Here is a 14822-nt window from a genome sequence, read left to right as displayed (position 1 = left end):
ATTATGAAAAAAATTGAAGCCATTATTCGTCCCGATAAATTAGAAGATTTGAAAGATGCCTTGGCAAAATCAGGCTACTCTAAAGGCATGACTGTCAGCCAAGTACTTGGCTATGGTAACCAGCGTGGCTTTGCCGAACACGTTCGTGGACAAAAAATTATCCCTACTCTACTCTCAAAAGTTAAGGTGGAAATGATTGTACATGATTTATCAGCAGATGAAGTCACTGATATCATCATAAAGGCTGTACGTACAGGTGAGGTTGGCGATGGTAAAATTTTCATCTTTCCTGTTGAGGAAGTTATCCGCATCCGAACTGGCGAACGAGATGGAGATGCCATATAATACTCAATCAAAATCAAACTAGTTTCCAAGGTCTGGTGAAAGGCTTTGAAAGATTCGAATGGAGCTAATCTAGTTTACATCATCAATTTGCAACTAATACTCTTCGAAAATCAAAATTATCCGTTGTCAACTTACCTTGATGAACTCAAGTTCTATCATCGGCTTCGTTTCCTAGGCTACTTTTGATTTTCATTGAGTATAAATCTGTCTTCATCAAGCCAATAATGTCTGATTTTTGAAAAATATAAATTATCAAAATTTAATACAAAAAATCGTTTGGAATAACTCAACTTCCAAACGATTTTTTATAACATTTTCATCAGAGGTATAGAATCGCAGCCAAACTCATCATCAGTGGGATACTAATCAAAGATAAAACTGTAGTCAACAAAACCAGACGCGAACCATATTCGTAATCACCGCCATAAACCTGACTCAATAAAGCAGCGTTCATGGCAGTAGGCGAACTAGACGCGATGGTTAATGCCAATTTCATATCGTGCTCTTGTACAGGTAAAAGCCATATTAAACCAATACTGATAGCCGAAGTCAAAATCAAACGCAGAAAAGCAGCGTAGTAAGCAGGTTTGTAGAAAAAAATTTCCTTAAAATCTGCCTTGTAAAAATAAGACCCTAAAACCAAGGTGGACAGTGGGGTATTGAGTTTAGCTATGGTGTCAATAGCATCAGTCACCACAACGGGGAGTTGATAAGGCAATATGAAGAAGAATAAACCAATGACCGTGGCTATCATAGCTGGGTTGGTCAAGACAGAGCGAAAATTTATGGTTGTTTTACCTTCGGAAATTAGAAATATCCCATAAGTCCACTGCATGATTTGATTAGCCACCACAAATCCTGAAATGAAAAAAACCGCATTTGCCCCACCTACAGCTTCAGCCAGAGGTGTTCCCATAAAGCCCACATTAGCAAACAAAGCGGCATATTTATCCATATTACGATCATCCGCCAGCAAGAATTTAACCAAAAATATCCGCGTTAACAAAAGAAAAAAGGCTGATCCAATCATCACCAATAAAAGAATTAGCCGATGAAGGGAGAACTCCTGCTGAATAAAAGAAGAGACAAAAAGGCTGGGAGCAACGTAAGTGGTCAGAAATTTAGATAGTTTAAAAGTCACATCTCTTGTAAAAATTTCCTTGTGCGTCAGATAAACTCCCACACCCATGATTAAAAATAAAACCACTAATTTTTGAAAGACTAATGCTGCGATTGCCATACAAACTCCTTTGTTAACAGATGAAATTAACTGGTGATTTCTCTATTATAGCACTTCTTCCTCAAAACTTATACCCTATAAAATCAGACCAGACAGCAAACAGCACTTGCTGATATCTGATAAGGAGAAATCAAGAAAAGAGTTCCCTCACTTCTACACAATAAACCTTTGCTGGTAGAAAATGGGGAGAACTCTTTTCACGATAGTTGTATAAGTCAAGAGTAGATTTAATAAATCTTCCAAGTAGCGCTACACAAAAACTCTGATAAGCAATGCCTTTTACGCAAGTTCGTCAAGGTATTGTTATCTTAATGGTAATACTTAAAGGTAATTGTAAACACTCATTCTTGGACTTTGCTGAATTGGCTCATGTAGAGATCATGATAAAAACCTTTGTCTGCCAAGAGACTAGTGTGGTTGCCTTGCTCAATAACCTGGCCATCTTTCAGTACCAAAATTTTATCTGCTTCCTGAATAGTCGATAAACGATGGGCAATAACGAAACTGGTTCTGCCCTCCATGAGTTTTTTCATAGCTTTCTGGATGAGCAATTCTAAACGGGTATCCACTGAGGAAGTAGCTTCATCCAAAATCAAAATTTTAGGATCAGCTAGTAGTGCACGCGCAATGGTCAACAACTGCTTTTGGCCTAAGGAAATATTGCTTGATTCTTGGTTCATTTCCATATTGTAGCCACCTGGTAAGGTACGGATGAAATGGTCCACATTAGCAGCTTTGGCCGCCTCAATAATCTCCTCGTCCGTAGCTGACAAATTACCAAAACGCAGATTTTCCTTAATAGTTCCCTCATAAAGCCAAGCATCCTGAAGAACCATACCAAACTGTTTCCGGTATTCTTGACGAGACAGATTTCGGATATCGTGACCATCAACCTTGATGACTCCTTCCGTAACATCGTAGAATCGCATGAGCAAATTAATCAAGGTTGTCTTACCAGCGCCAGTCGGTCCAACAATGGCTACCATCTCACCTGGCTCCACTTCCAAATTAAAGTCTCGAATCAAGGGCTTATCCTCAATGTATTGAAAATCCACATGCTCAAAGCTGACACGCCCAGTCAGATCTTGTTCAAGAACTTCTGTCGCTTGATTGAGTTCATCCGCCTCATCAAAGACTTGGAAAATTCGGTCAAGTGATGATTTAGCACTCTGGAGAATACCAGCCAACTGAGTTAAAGTTTGGATAGGCTGACTGATTTGCCAAACGTATTGAACAAAGGCCTGCATATTACCCACTGTCAGTTTGCCCGCCAAAACCTGCAGTCCACCCACAAGAGCGACAATCAAATATGCAGAGTCAGAAATAGCATGCAGAGTTGGCATCATCATACCCGAAGTAAAACTAGCCCTAAAACCGACTTGGCGCAATTTTTCTGTAATTTGACGAAATTCTTGAGCAGAACTTTCTTCTCGACCATAAAGCTTCAAGACATTGAAACCTGTCAGTTTTTCCTGAACAAATCCGTTCATTTCTCCAAGCGTATCAGCCTGAGCTTTAAAATAAGGCTGAGATTTTTTCAAAATAAACTGGGCTGAGAAATATGTTAAAGGGACACAAGCGACAACAATCAAAGCTAAAGGAACATTAAGATAAAGTACCATGGCAACCGCCAAGATAATGGTTAAGAAAGCATTAATCACTTGTAAAAAACTTTGTTGTAAAGCATTTGAAACGCTCTCTACATCGCTAGTAAAACGTCCCAACATATCACCAAACTGATGCTTGTCAAAATAAGACACAGGAATGTGGTTGATTTTTTGACTCAATTCATGGCGAAGATCGCGGATAGCTTTTTGCACTGCATTAGTCATGAAGTAATTGGAGCCATAAGAACCAATTTGATAGACCAGACCTCTTAAGTAATAAATTACCAAGATTATGACTATATAGGATACGTTAAGATGAGCACCCTCGACTCCCTTAGCTATGTCCACTAAATTTGCAGTCAGTTCAGTGATTGCAAGTCCCAAAATAAAGGGTTCTAAGACATTCATGAAACTGGCTAACACTTTGAGGAAGATAGCTAGAAATAGAGAGGTTTTATATTTTTTCAAATACTTCCACAAGCGCAAAAAGACATTATTTTCTTTCATTCTAACCTCCTATTCTTCTGTCAAGCTGCGGTTATTGAGCTGTGAATTGGCAATTTCACGATAAATCTCATTGTTTTGCATGAGTTCTTCATGAGTACCACGGCCGACAATTTCACCTTCATCAAGGACGATAATCTGATCAGCATCCATAATGGTACCAACTCGCTGCGCCACGATAAGTACCGTGCTTTCTCCCGTAACTTCCTTGAGGCGAGCACGCAGCAAGGCATCTGTTTTGTAGTCCAATGCTGAGAAAGAATCGTCAAAAATATAAATATCTGGTTTTTTGACGACAGCTCGAGCGATAGATAAGCGCTGTTTTTGACCACCAGACAGGTTACTGCCACCTTCAGCTAAGTGGGTATCAAACTGTTCTTGGCGACTTTCGATAAATTCCTTAGCTTGGGCAATATCTGCCGCCTCACGGAGTTCATCCAACGTAGCGTTTTCTTTTCCATACTTGAGATTTTCCTGAATGGTTCCGGTAAATAGCAAAGCTTTTTGCGGAATAAACCCAATCTTTTGACGTAAAGCTTTGAGATTATAGTCTCTAACATCAATCCCATCAACTAAAATTTTCCCAAGGGTCACATCATAAAAACGCGGAATCAAATTAACCAATGAGGATTTTCCTGAACCAGTAGAGCCGATAAAAGCAATGGTTTCACCAGGTTTTGCCTCAAAGGAAATATCATGTAGGACTGGACTTTCTGTTTCACCAGGATAAGCAAAAGTCACATGGTCAAAAGTCAAATAACCTTTACTATCTGATTCCTTAACGCCATTTTCATTAGGATTGATAGAGATAGGCATGTCCATGACTTCTTGAATACGACTTGCCGATACCGCCATACGAGGATACATAGTGAAAAGATTAGCAAATAATAGGAAAGAAAAGAGCGCGTGAAAACTGTATTCAATAAAAGCAACTAAGTCACCAATTTTTATCTGACCTTGTGCCAAAGGTTTCAAAGCAAACCAGACGATTAAAACAATCATGGCAATAATAATTTGAACAAAAAGAGGCTCGGTTAATCCAGTCAGCTTAAAAAGACGGCTTGAGGTTTCTGCATACTCATCATTTTTACTATCAAAACGTTGTTCTTGAAAGTCCTCACGTGCAAAGGCTCTAATGACGCGCAAACCAGTCAAATTTTCACGAACATATTGATTGATTTTATCCAGTGTCTTTTGTTGTTTTTCCGATAATGGCTTAGTCTTTATAGCAACATAAGCGACAACCCAGATAAGAAAAGGCACTGCGACAGCTACTACCCAAGCCAAAGATGGGCTAGTTAACAAGATCATAATGACACTAGAAATCATCATCATGGGTGTCACTAAGCCCATACGCAAAGTTTGCTCTGCAAATTGCATCAATACAAAAGCATCACTGGTCATACGAGTTACCAGAGAAGAAACCCCTATTTTTTCATACTCGTGATGAGAATACTCCTGCAACTTATCATACATATCGTTACGCATGTCACGAATCATAGTCGTTGTTAGACGTCCCGCTGCATAAGCTAGTGTCAGACGCCCCACAATCCCTAAAATAACAATGACAAACATAACGCCCGCCCAAAAATAAATGGCTTGAGGGTTCTTAGCTGTCACCCCTTGGTCAATCATTCGAGCTAGAGCAGTTGGCAGCCCCAAATTAACCACAACAAAGAGCAAGGCTCCAAATACATCCATGGCTAACCATTTGGGTGATTTTTTTAAATAAGACCAAATATAATTCATAAATTTCCTTTCTCATAACTTTTATTCGTTTTCCTAAAACCACTGATAATCTTAATCAAGTCAGGTGACATGACTATCAACAAGTACACCCAATAACACAAACACCCAACTTCAACAATCAAATACAGATGTAGCTTACTGGTTTTAAATGACCTTTGGTTCTGTCCGCAGCGGTGTCACGTGGTCTAATTAATCATTTTAAGGAAAACCGGTGTTGCCTTCCTTGGCTCATTTTTTGACAAGCAAAGCGACAGTGTTTAACGAGAATAAAAATTTTCTTGTTAACGACATGCCGCTGGCTATTTTATTCAGTATAAATAACACCCGCTTAAATGTGAGGTACCTATCCCTCCAACTCACTCAGATATTCATATCTCTCATACTTTTCGAGTAATTCCTCATTAGCTGCATCGAGGTCTTGCTGAAGGCCTGCCAGTTGACCATAATCACTAGCATTTTCTTGCATGCACATCTCAATTTCCTCAATCTTAGCCTCGAGGCTTGCAATCTGTTCCTCAATAACCGCCCACTCCTGCTTTTCAAAATAAGACATGCGTTTACGAACATCTTTTTCCTTTTCAACCTTTGGCATTTCTTTCTTTTGGATCATAGCAGAGCTTTCTTTCTCAAAGGCCAGTTCATCCAGATAGTCAGTATAATTACCAAAAAACTCACGGACAGTCCCTTGTTCAAAAGCCAGAATTTTATTAGCCGCCTTATCTAGGAAATAGCGGTCGTGACTGACTGTAATGACTGGTCCTCCAAAACTCTGCAAGAAGTTTTCAAGGACAGTCAAGGTTGCAATATCTAAATCGTTGGTTGGCTCATCCAAGAGGAGGACGTTTGGTTTTTCAATGAGGATTTTCAGCAAGTAGAGACGCTTCTTCTCACCACCAGACAACTTGGCAATCTGAGTGCCATGGCTTGAGCGAGGAAAAAGAAATTGTTCCAAAAGCTCGGTTACACTGGTAGTCCCAACTGTAGTTTTCACCTCATCAGCAACCTCCTGCAGGTAGTTGATTACTCGCTTACTCTCGTCCATATCCTTTATCTGTTGAGAAAAATAGCCAATGCGCACCGTTTCGCCAACCGTCAACTTACCTGCTGTCGGTTGTAAGTCTCCATTGATAAGATTGAGCAAAGTTGATTTGCCGACACCGTTATCTCCTACAATGCCAATGCGATCCTTATTTTGAACCAATAGGTTAAATTGAGACAGAATGGCTTTATCTGAAAAGGCAAAGTCCACATCTTCAAAATGAATAACCTTTTTACCAATACGACTCGTTTCAAAATTGATTTCAAGCTCACCGGAACTCGTGCTACTAGATAAATCAGATTTAAGATCCTTAAAGCGATTAATTCGAGCCTGCTGTTTGGTAGCTCTGGCCTGAGGTTGGGTTCGCATCCATGCTAACTCTTGTTTGTAGAGTTGCTTTTTCTTATGAAGCGAAGCCGCATCGCGCTCGTCTTGTTCAGCACGAAGACGAACATAATCTTGGTAATTACCTTGATATTCTGTTAGATGGCTATCAGCCAGTTCAAAGATACGCGTAGCAATATTATCCAAGAAGTAGCGGTCATGGGTGATAAAAATAACTGTCTTTTTGGAATTCTTCAAAAAATTGGTTAACCAAGCGATGGTTTCGATATCCAAATGGTTCGTCGGTTCATCTAAGAGAATTAAATCAGCAGCACCTAAAAGCACTTGAGCCAACTGAACGCGGCGCCGTAACCCACCAGACAACTCTCCAACTTTTTGAGTCAGGTCAGAAATTCCCAACTTGGACAGGACAGTCTTAACTTCGCTTTCAATCGTCCAAGCATCTAGAGCATCCATCTCTGCCATCACCGTCTCCAGACGCCCTTGATTAGCTTCTGAATAATCAGACATAAGCCTTTCATATTCTTTAATCAGAGCCATTTCTCGCAAATCAGACGACAAAACAGTATCCAAGATTGTCTTATCATCCTCAAAATCTGGTTCTTGAGTCAGATAAGCTACCTTATAACCGCTCTTAGATGAGAAAGGTGAAACATCTCCATCAAATCCCAATTTCCCCGAAATCACATCCAATAGGGTAGTCTTCCCTGTCCCATTAACCCCGATTATTCCGATACGGTCAAGGTCGTGCACAATGAAAGAAATCTCTTTAAAGACTGTCTTGTCACCAACGGATTTTGTTAAATTTTCAACGATAAAATCAGACATAGTTACTCACTTCTATTAATTAAATAGTCACATATTCTTAGGAACTCAAATACTTGCCAGGCTAACTCGGCTTATCTTTCCCGAGACTGAGCAAAAAGTTCAGCCTCGCTTGTCAAAGTTCGTGTCAATATTCCGTCGCAGTGGTTGATTGGGTTTAACAGTCCAGTGGACTGTTAAAGGTTGGAGATGCGGTTTGCGAAGCAAATCTCAGCAATTCGTGTTTCACACTCCAAATCTGACCTCTACGACTGATGCGAACAGAGTTCGCTTCATTTCCAACCTCCAAAGGTTCCCCGAACCTTTGGAGCTGTGCGGGGGTGGGAGTAAAATAGTCCAGTGGACTATTTTAGCCCGAACCTAGATGTTTTTCCCACTCCCTTCATTGTTTGAGCAAATTTTCCTTTATAAACTCAAAAATAGCTTCGCGTTCATTGGCCAAACTTCCAAGCACGATGGCTTCTTCAACTGCCTTGAGAACTGCTCCCATCTGAGGGCCTGGAGCGAATCCTAATTCCTTAATTAACATACCGCCGTTAACCACTATTTCACGCTTATCATGTATCGTTAAGTCTGCATCAAGCTTATTAATCAATTCAAAATCCACTGATAGCCCTTGCGCCTGACGAAGTTCTTCAGCCTGACATACCAAATTCTTGCCATAATGATACAGTTGTGGTTTATCCATATCAGCAGTTAGCCGAAAGCGAAAAATTGAGACAATCCAATCCACATCCTGCTGAAATTGAGTTGATGTCTTCCATTTTTTTAGAAAAGCTTTTGGCTGTTTGATTTTTAAAGCCAGTAGCAGAGCCGCCCATGCCTGCTCAGAAGTTGAAAACACATAATCGTCACCTATCGTAGCTTTTAAGCTCTGCAATTTTTCCAAAGAATGTGCCAAATCTGGCAGATAGTCGTAAGCTTTGCTATCCATAAATGCAGTTAAACCTTTTTTCCAGTGCGGAGCCGTTAATAATTTATCGAACTCGATGAAAGACCGCTCAACCGAAATTTTTTCAAGTAAAGGGGCGTGCTCTTTCATGGCTAAAAAAGTTTGAGGCTCGATGGTAAAGTCAAGGCTAGCAGCAAAACGGAAACCACGCATGATTCTCAAGGCATCTTCATTGAAACGCTCAGCTGGATTTCCAACTGCTCGTAGAAGTTTCTTCTCCAAGTCTTCCAAACCACCGAATTTATCAATGACCTGTCCTGTTTCATCCAAAGCAAAGGCATTAACTGTAAAATCACGACGTTTAAGGTCTTCATCTAGTGAACGCACAAAAGACACTGTCTTCGGACGGCGATAGTCAACATAGACATCTTCTGTCCTAAATGTTGTCACTTCATACTCGCCGCCGTTTTCCAAAACAAGAACTGTGCCATGTTCAATGCCAATATCCACCGTGCGATGAAAAATTTTCTTAGTCTCTTCTGGGTATGAGCTAGTAGCTATATCAACGTCATGAATAGGACGTTTTAAAAGGACATCACGAACGCTGCCGCCAACAAAGTAAGCTTCGTAACCTGCTGTTTTTATTTTCTCTAAGACTGGCAAAGCCTTCTGAAATTCAGAAGGCAGAGTGTTTAATTTCATAGCAATTTTTCCAAACCATAGACAAGCTGATCACGCTTGACCACTTCTTTTATTCCAAGATTGACACCACTCATAAATGAACTACGGTCGTAAGAATCATGGCGGAGCGTCAAGCCTTCACCCTGAGCACCGAAAATAACTTCTTGATGGGCAACCAAGCCAGGTAGACGCACACTGTGGATACGCATCCCATCAAACTCAGCACCACGTGCACCAGCAAGACTCTCCGTCTCGTCAGCCGCTCCCTGTTTTTTAGACTCGCGAACTTGACTAATCAACTCAGCTGTCTTAATAGCCGTACCTGATGGCGCATCCTTTTTCTTATCATGGTGCAGTTCAATAATTTCTACATCTGGGAAATACTTACTAGCCTTAGCTGCAAATTCCATGAGTAAAATGGCTCCAATAGCAAAGTTTGGCGCAATCAAACCACCTAGTTTTTTGTCAACGGACAAGCCAATCAAGTCATTGATTTGCTCAGGGGTAAAGCCAGTTGTTCCAACCACTGGAGCGAAGCCATTTTCCAAAGCAAAGTGGGTATTTTCATAAGCCACAGCTGGCATCGTAAAATCAACCCAGACATCAGCATCAAAACCAACCAAATCAGTCTTATCCGTGAAGACAGGCACTCCATTAACTTCTTTTTCAGCAGCGAAAGGATCAAGGAGCGCGACTAATTCTAACTCGCTATCTCCTTTTACCATATCCAAGGCTGTTGAACCCATACGGCCTTTAAATCCTGCAACAATAACTTTAATTGTCATAGGTGTTTCCTTTCTTTATTTACTTATCAAACAATTGGTGTGAAACCAAAAGCCACTGCACCTGCACCCAGGTGAGTTGCAATAACACCATCAAACGTTACAATCTCAAGATTTTGAGTATGTCCTGATTTTTCAAGCAATTGATAAAATTGTTGTGCCTTATCTTCTGCACGCGAATGAATAATATAAACTTCATAGTCTCGGTCAGAAGTACATTCTTCCAAAACTTCTACTAAACGTTTGATAGCTTTTTTTTCAGTTCGAACCTTCTCGTAAACCACAATCTTACCCTCATCGTCAAAGTGCAAGATAGGCTTTATACTCAGTAAATTCCCCAATAAAGCAGAACCATTTGATAAACGACCACCCTTAACCAGATGATTGAGATCATCAACCATGATAAAGGCACTAGTTCCCTCAATCTGAATTGCTAATTTTTGTAAAATGTCAGCAAAAGAATTTCCCTGTGCTAACCATTTAAAAATATGCTTAATCATACTTCCAAGTGGAGCTGACGTAATCTTGCTATCTGGAAAGGCAACTGACAAGTTAGGGTATTCATCAATCAGAAATTGGATATTTTGCCAAAAACCTGAAATACCAGATGACAAAAAGAGCCCAATGACATGTGTATAGCCATCTGCTGAAAGTTGTGTCAGCAATTCATCAAGTTCTGCCAAACTAGGTTGACTCGTTTTGGGTAATTCTGATGAGGCTGCCATCTTACGGTAAAAATCATCCAAAGTCAGATTTTCACCTTCAATGTAAGACACACCATCAATGGCAATCGGAATATTTAACACAAACAAGTCCTTGTTCTTTTTTAAATCCTCTGATAGAACTGCTGTGGTATCTGTAATAACTGCTAATTTCATTAACTATTAAACTCCAAATTAATTCCCGGCTGGTCAAGAGCAATCTCAGTCACTTCATAAGTCATGCGCTTAACAATGTCCAAAAGCGGTGCTGCCAAACCTTCAACCTCAGGCTGTGTAAACTCGCTAGGCTCGTTCACGATACGGTTTTTAATCGTAATCATTTGTGAAACGACGCCACTAATCACAAACTCATCCTTAACCACCATAAATTGCAAAACTGCAACGATGACAGTTGCCTTAGCTTCCTGATCTTTTTTGACCAATTGGAAAGTTACTTCAAAATTTGTTTTTGGAGTACCATTTTCTTTCTCCCATTCCAAATTGCGGGCATCATAGTGATATTGATTGACAAATTCTTGTTCACGTACTAATTCCATGAGTTTCTCCTCGTTTTTACAGTTAGCACTATTATAGCATATTGAATGGAGATTTCAAAGGTACTAATAAGACTTCTGGGGGTGCTTATCGACAATCTCTGGGTGCGCTTCCAAGACTTCTTTACCTTTTGGTAAAATGGCGTAGCCTCGCAGTTCAAAAAGTTGCCCCAATTCTTCCTCAGTATAGTTTGCTGCAACTGCCTGGTCTAAGTCTGAACGCTTCATTTTTGATAAACCAGCTACCCCTTTAGCCTTCAAAAAATCTTTAAGAACCCCTGCAGATAGGTGCTTAAGTGAATCAAAAGCTGAATCAACCTTGACATAGCCTTCTTCAATTAACCAATCAAGTTCTTTTTGTGCATCAATCCCATAAGTGGTGTAAAAATACTTATGATGTGTTGACTGCGTGGTATAACTTCCAAAATTAATACGCCAAAGCATAATAATGTGTCCTGGCAAAAGACCTTCAGAAGTTCTAAGCATATTCCGTTTGGGAATTGGTTTTCTTAGAAGTTCTGCCTCATATTTTGGTGCAATATAGGGCATCTCGGCATGTTGACTATAAATTTCTGTTAATGTTTTCATGTTTTTCATTATACCAAAAAAGCTAAGTATTTCCTAGCTTATCCTTTGCTTTCAATTGTCATAAATAGTCAGCCCATACTCTTCAATCAAGTGATTTAGTTTAACATTATAAGACGTGTCTGTGGCGTAGGTTCCTGTCAAAGCCGCTGTCGCTTCTTGGTAAGAGGTTGTATTAGACCTACGAACACCTAGATATAATTCTCCTTGTAAAAGATTGGCGTAATCTTGCAAGGATTCCAATTGACTGCCATAAGCACGAAACTGGGCATCAATCGTGTAAGTCGTCCCAGTTCCATCATCTTCAAGTGTTGGTAAAGTCACGGACTGACCATTGTAGTCACCCTTGATGCCAAAATAATTGTAATAAGGTGCTTGACTAAGAGCGGACTGACCATTACTTGACTCCAAAATAGCTTGCGCAATCATTACTGAAGCGTATAAATCATTAGCCTTAGCCACTTGTCTAGCTGTCTCAGATATGCTTGAAATAAATTCAGGTGTTGTCATTGTTTCGGTATTTTCTGCAGCAGTTAATTGAGTTGTCTCTGCTCCTCCCTGACGAAAGAATCCAAATAAAATCCCCATAGCTGCAATAATAAGCATGGTCACTAGCATCCATTGTGGAACTGATTTGTTTCGATAACGATATGACTTTCTGTGAATGATTTTTCGCCTTTTTGCCACCACTATCACCTTCTTTCGAATTAACATCATCATTTTGACTATCAGTATAGCAAAAATACTCTAAAAATGCTTGAAAGAAATAACAAAACTACTAACTGCAGACGATATTAGAGGACAAAGTTTAAAAAATAATGAAAATAAGACAAACAATCATAATTGCTGTACATTCATAAATAAATAGTACTGAATATAGAAGAAAATTCTATCCCTACCAATACTCTCCAAAAATCAAACTGGGCGAGGCAGATAGAGCTGACATTCATCAAATCAAGCCAACAACATCTGAGTTTGATTTTGGAACGGTATAACATGCTGAAAGTCTTAGAACAGTACACCAAAAGAGATGGAAACTTTTGTTCCCAGCTCTTTTTTTGATTTGCTATATTTCATTTTTTAATATTAGAGACTTACGGCCTTAAGTTGCCCATTTATAGCTGAACGTTTTTCTTTGATATATTCAGCCAATTCAACTGTTAAATCATAGCGTAAAAATGGCGTAATCAGATAAATGCCATTATAATATTGTAAAGCACGATCGATAAGTCGCCTAGTTTCTTCTAAACCAATCTGTTCACAAGCAGCTTTATCATCTTTAACCTCTTCCAAACGTGATAAAAAGTCTTCTGATAACTCAATCCCTGGAACCTCATTATGCAAAAAGATGGCATTGTTATAGCTAGTAATTGGCATAATTCCGATAAAAAATGGCTGTTCATAGTTTTTCGTCAACTGAGCCAAGGTATCTATGGTGTCACCATTAAAAATAGGTTGCGTAATAAAATAATCAGCTCCCGAAGCAATTTTCTTTTCTATCAGACGTCCACATCGAAGCAGATTTTTGACATTGGGATTAAAGGCTGCGGCAACAGTAAAATTAGTAGCCTTTTTTAAGCTTGCTCCACTGTAGCCCATGCCCTTATTTAACTGCTTGATTAAGCCCAATAATTTAAAACTCGTAACATCATAAACGCTAGTTGCGCCCGGAAAATCCCCCATTTTTGAAGGGTCTCCTGTCACTGCTAGGATATGGTCAAATCCCAAAATATCCATTCCTAATAATCTTGACTGAAGTCCGATAAGATTATAATCACGACAAGACAAATGGAGCACAAATGGTGTGGAGATATCATTTTTGAGCAACGAGGCTAGACTAACGTTACAAATCCTAGTTCTTGCCAAAGAATTATCAGCTAGAGTAATAGCCGCTAATCCTACTTGATCTAAAGCTTTGATTCCTTTTGTAAATTTAGAAATATCCAGTGTTTTTGGAGGGTCAAGCTCTGCGATGACAGTAATATCACGCTTAACTTTATCAACTAAGGTATCGCTTTTTTTACTGGTGGCGATGAGCTCTGCTTCTGGAACTAGAGGTGTCACTAATTTTCGTGTCACAGGCTTAAGTCCTCTAATCGCACGTTTGACAGCTCTAATATGATCTGGCGTTGTTCCGCAACACCCTCCGATAATTCTAGCACCTTCCGCTACTAACAGCTCTGCACTTTTACCAAAATAATCGGCATTTGGACTAAATCCAAATCGCTTCGAAGTTTCATCTGGTGCCAAAGTTAAGAGACTAGCATTTGGATAAACAGATAAATAAGATTGAGCAAATAGTGGCACTTGCTTAAGTGACTTAATCATGTGATAGGGACCCAAATGACAATTTAAACCAACAATATCTGCACCGAGCATTACAAGCTGGCTAAAAACTTCAACTAAGGGTTTCCCACTTTCTGTCACCTCAGCTTCGTGTAAAGCAATATTAGTAATGATGGGGAGTTTTGTTAATGGTCTGACAGCTCTAAGGACTGCTACAAGTTCGTCTAAATCATAATAAGTTTCAAAAAGTAAACCGTCTAACTGTCCAGACTCCGTCAAATAAGTCACTTGCTCAACGGTTTGGTCAACGATTTCTTCTAAACTTAAAGGACACTGTTTCAGACCACGAGAAGCCCCTACAGTTCCTAGTACAAAAGTATTTGGGCCCGCCGCTTCCCGAGCAAGTTTAACACCAGCTTGATTAACTCGCTTAACCTCGTCTTCATAGCCATATACTTTTAGACGATGACGTTTAGCTGCATAGGTATTGGTCTGAATGATATCCGCACCTGCCTCAATATAAGCACGATGAATACGGAGAATTTCTTCAGGATGCGTTAGATTATAAGCTTCATAGCAATTATCCAGTCCATTGGCATAAAGTAGGGTTCCCATGGCTCCATCAGCCACCAAAATTTCAGATTTTAAACGGTCTAATAATTTTGACATAACCCCTCCCTCTTTTTA

12 protein-coding genes are annotated in these 14822 nt (G+C 39.7%); 1 reads left to right on the top strand and 11 read right to left on the bottom strand.

Annotated features, from left to right (window positions below; translation table 11 throughout):
* Nucleotides 1-3: 3 nt before the first annotated feature.
* Nucleotides 4-345, top strand: a complete 342-nt coding sequence (locus tag A3I7_RS0101925) for a P-II family nitrogen regulator (protein ID WP_018375100.1) — start codon at nt 4-6, stop codon at nt 343-345.
* Nucleotides 346-664: 319 nt separating this feature from the next.
* Here A3I7_RS0101925 and A3I7_RS0101920 read toward each other — a convergent pair whose 3' ends face one another.
* The 11 genes from A3I7_RS0101920 to A3I7_RS0101870 all read right to left on the bottom strand — a co-directional run bounded on the left by A3I7_RS0101920 (nt 665) and on the right by A3I7_RS0101870 (nt 14804).
* Entirely contained in the window at nt 665-1585 is a 921-nt protein-coding gene (locus A3I7_RS0101920) for an AEC family transporter (protein ID WP_018375099.1), read from the bottom strand.
* A gap of 341 nt (nt 1586-1926) precedes the next feature.
* Complete coding sequence (locus tag A3I7_RS0101915; protein WP_018375098.1) at nt 1927-3699, bottom strand: ABC transporter ATP-binding protein; 1773 nt, start codon at nt 3697-3699, stop codon at nt 1927-1929.
* 9 nt (nt 3700-3708) lie between these two features.
* The gene (locus A3I7_RS0101910; RefSeq protein WP_018375097.1) at nt 3709-5445 is read right to left on the bottom strand and encodes an ABC transporter ATP-binding protein; all 1737 of its coding nucleotides are present in this window, start codon (nt 5443-5445) and stop codon (nt 3709-3711) included.
* 343 nt (nt 5446-5788) lie between these two features.
* Entirely contained in the window at nt 5789-7657 is a 1869-nt protein-coding gene (locus A3I7_RS0101905) for an ABC-F family ATP-binding cassette domain-containing protein (protein WP_018375096.1), read from the bottom strand.
* Nucleotides 7658-8036: 379 nt separating this feature from the next.
* Nucleotides 8037-9248, bottom strand: a complete 1212-nt coding sequence (locus A3I7_RS0101900; protein WP_018375095.1) for a CCA tRNA nucleotidyltransferase — start codon at nt 9246-9248, stop codon at nt 8037-8039.
* Complete coding sequence (dapB, locus tag A3I7_RS0101895) at nt 9245-10012, bottom strand: 4-hydroxy-tetrahydrodipicolinate reductase (protein ID WP_018375094.1); 768 nt, start codon at nt 10010-10012, stop codon at nt 9245-9247. Before dapB ends, A3I7_RS0101900 begins: the two co-directional genes overlap by 4 nt.
* A gap of 26 nt (nt 10013-10038) precedes the next feature.
* Nucleotides 10039-10887 carry a DegV family protein gene (locus A3I7_RS0101890; RefSeq protein WP_018375093.1) on the bottom strand — a complete coding sequence of 283 codons (849 nt, stop codon included), beginning with the start codon at nt 10885-10887 and terminating at the stop codon, nt 10039-10041.
* Nucleotides 10887-11267: a DUF1149 family protein gene (locus A3I7_RS0101885; RefSeq protein ID WP_018375092.1), complete on the bottom strand. Its 381-nt coding sequence runs from the start codon at nt 11265-11267 to the stop codon at nt 10887-10889. The genes A3I7_RS0101890 and A3I7_RS0101885 overlap by 1 nt, the downstream gene beginning before the upstream one ends.
* A gap of 63 nt (nt 11268-11330) precedes the next feature.
* Nucleotides 11331-11852: a hypothetical protein gene (locus A3I7_RS0101880; protein WP_026217084.1), complete on the bottom strand. Its 522-nt coding sequence runs from the start codon at nt 11850-11852 to the stop codon at nt 11331-11333.
* A 51-nt stretch (nt 11853-11903) separates the two neighbouring features.
* Nucleotides 11904-12539 (bottom strand): glucosaminidase domain-containing protein, encoded by a 636-nt coding sequence (locus A3I7_RS0101875; RefSeq protein ID WP_018375090.1) that lies wholly within the window; start codon nt 12537-12539, stop codon nt 11904-11906.
* Between the two features lie 396 nt (nt 12540-12935).
* The gene (locus A3I7_RS0101870) at nt 12936-14804 is read right to left on the bottom strand and encodes a bifunctional homocysteine S-methyltransferase/methylenetetrahydrofolate reductase (RefSeq protein WP_018375089.1); all 1869 of its coding nucleotides are present in this window, start codon (nt 14802-14804) and stop codon (nt 12936-12938) included.
* Between the last annotated feature and the right edge of the window lie 18 nt (nt 14805-14822).

It is taken from the genome of Streptococcus orisratti DSM 15617 (assembly GCF_000380105.1).
GTDB lineage: Bacteria > Bacillota > Bacilli > Lactobacillales > Streptococcaceae > Streptococcus > Streptococcus orisratti.
Note: the sequence above shows the minus strand (reverse complement) of the source record. Positions and strands in the feature narration are given on the sequence as shown.

What these genes read in the sequence shown, in the direction of transcription:
- A3I7_RS0101890 (WP_018375093.1), bottom strand. Translation starts at nt 10,887, where the DNA reads ATGAAATTAGCAGTTATTACAGATACCACAGCAGTTCTATCAGAGGAT.
- A3I7_RS0101900 (WP_018375095.1), bottom strand. Translation starts at nt 9,248, where the DNA reads ATGAAATTAAACACTCTGCCTTCTGAATTTCAGAAGGCTTTGCCAGTC.
- A3I7_RS0101870 (WP_018375089.1), bottom strand. Translation starts at nt 14,804, where the DNA reads ATGTCAAAATTATTAGACCGTTTAAAATCTGAAATTTTGGTGGCTGAT.
- A3I7_RS0101910 (WP_018375097.1), bottom strand. Translation starts at nt 5,445, where the DNA reads ATGAATTATATTTGGTCTTATTTAAAAAAATCACCCAAATGGTTAGCC.
- A3I7_RS0101885 (WP_018375092.1), bottom strand. Translation starts at nt 11,267, where the DNA reads ATGGAATTAGTACGTGAACAAGAATTTGTCAATCAATATCACTATGAT.
- A3I7_RS0101925 (WP_018375100.1), top strand. Translation starts at nt 4, where the DNA reads ATGAAAAAAATTGAAGCCATTATTCGTCCCGATAAATTAGAAGATTTG.
- A3I7_RS0101920 (WP_018375099.1), bottom strand. Translation starts at nt 1,585, where the DNA reads ATGGCAATCGCAGCATTAGTCTTTCAAAAATTAGTGGTTTTATTTTTA.
- A3I7_RS0101915 (WP_018375098.1), bottom strand. Translation starts at nt 3,699, where the DNA reads ATGAAAGAAAATAATGTCTTTTTGCGCTTGTGGAAGTATTTGAAAAAA.
- A3I7_RS0101880 (WP_026217084.1), bottom strand. Translation starts at nt 11,852, where the DNA reads ATGAAAACATTAACAGAAATTTATAGTCAACATGCCGAGATGCCCTAT.
- A3I7_RS0101905 (WP_018375096.1), bottom strand. Translation starts at nt 7,657, where the DNA reads ATGTCTGATTTTATCGTTGAAAATTTAACAAAATCCGTTGGTGACAAG.
- dapB (WP_018375094.1), bottom strand. Translation starts at nt 10,012, where the DNA reads ATGACAATTAAAGTTATTGTTGCAGGATTTAAAGGCCGTATGGGTTCA.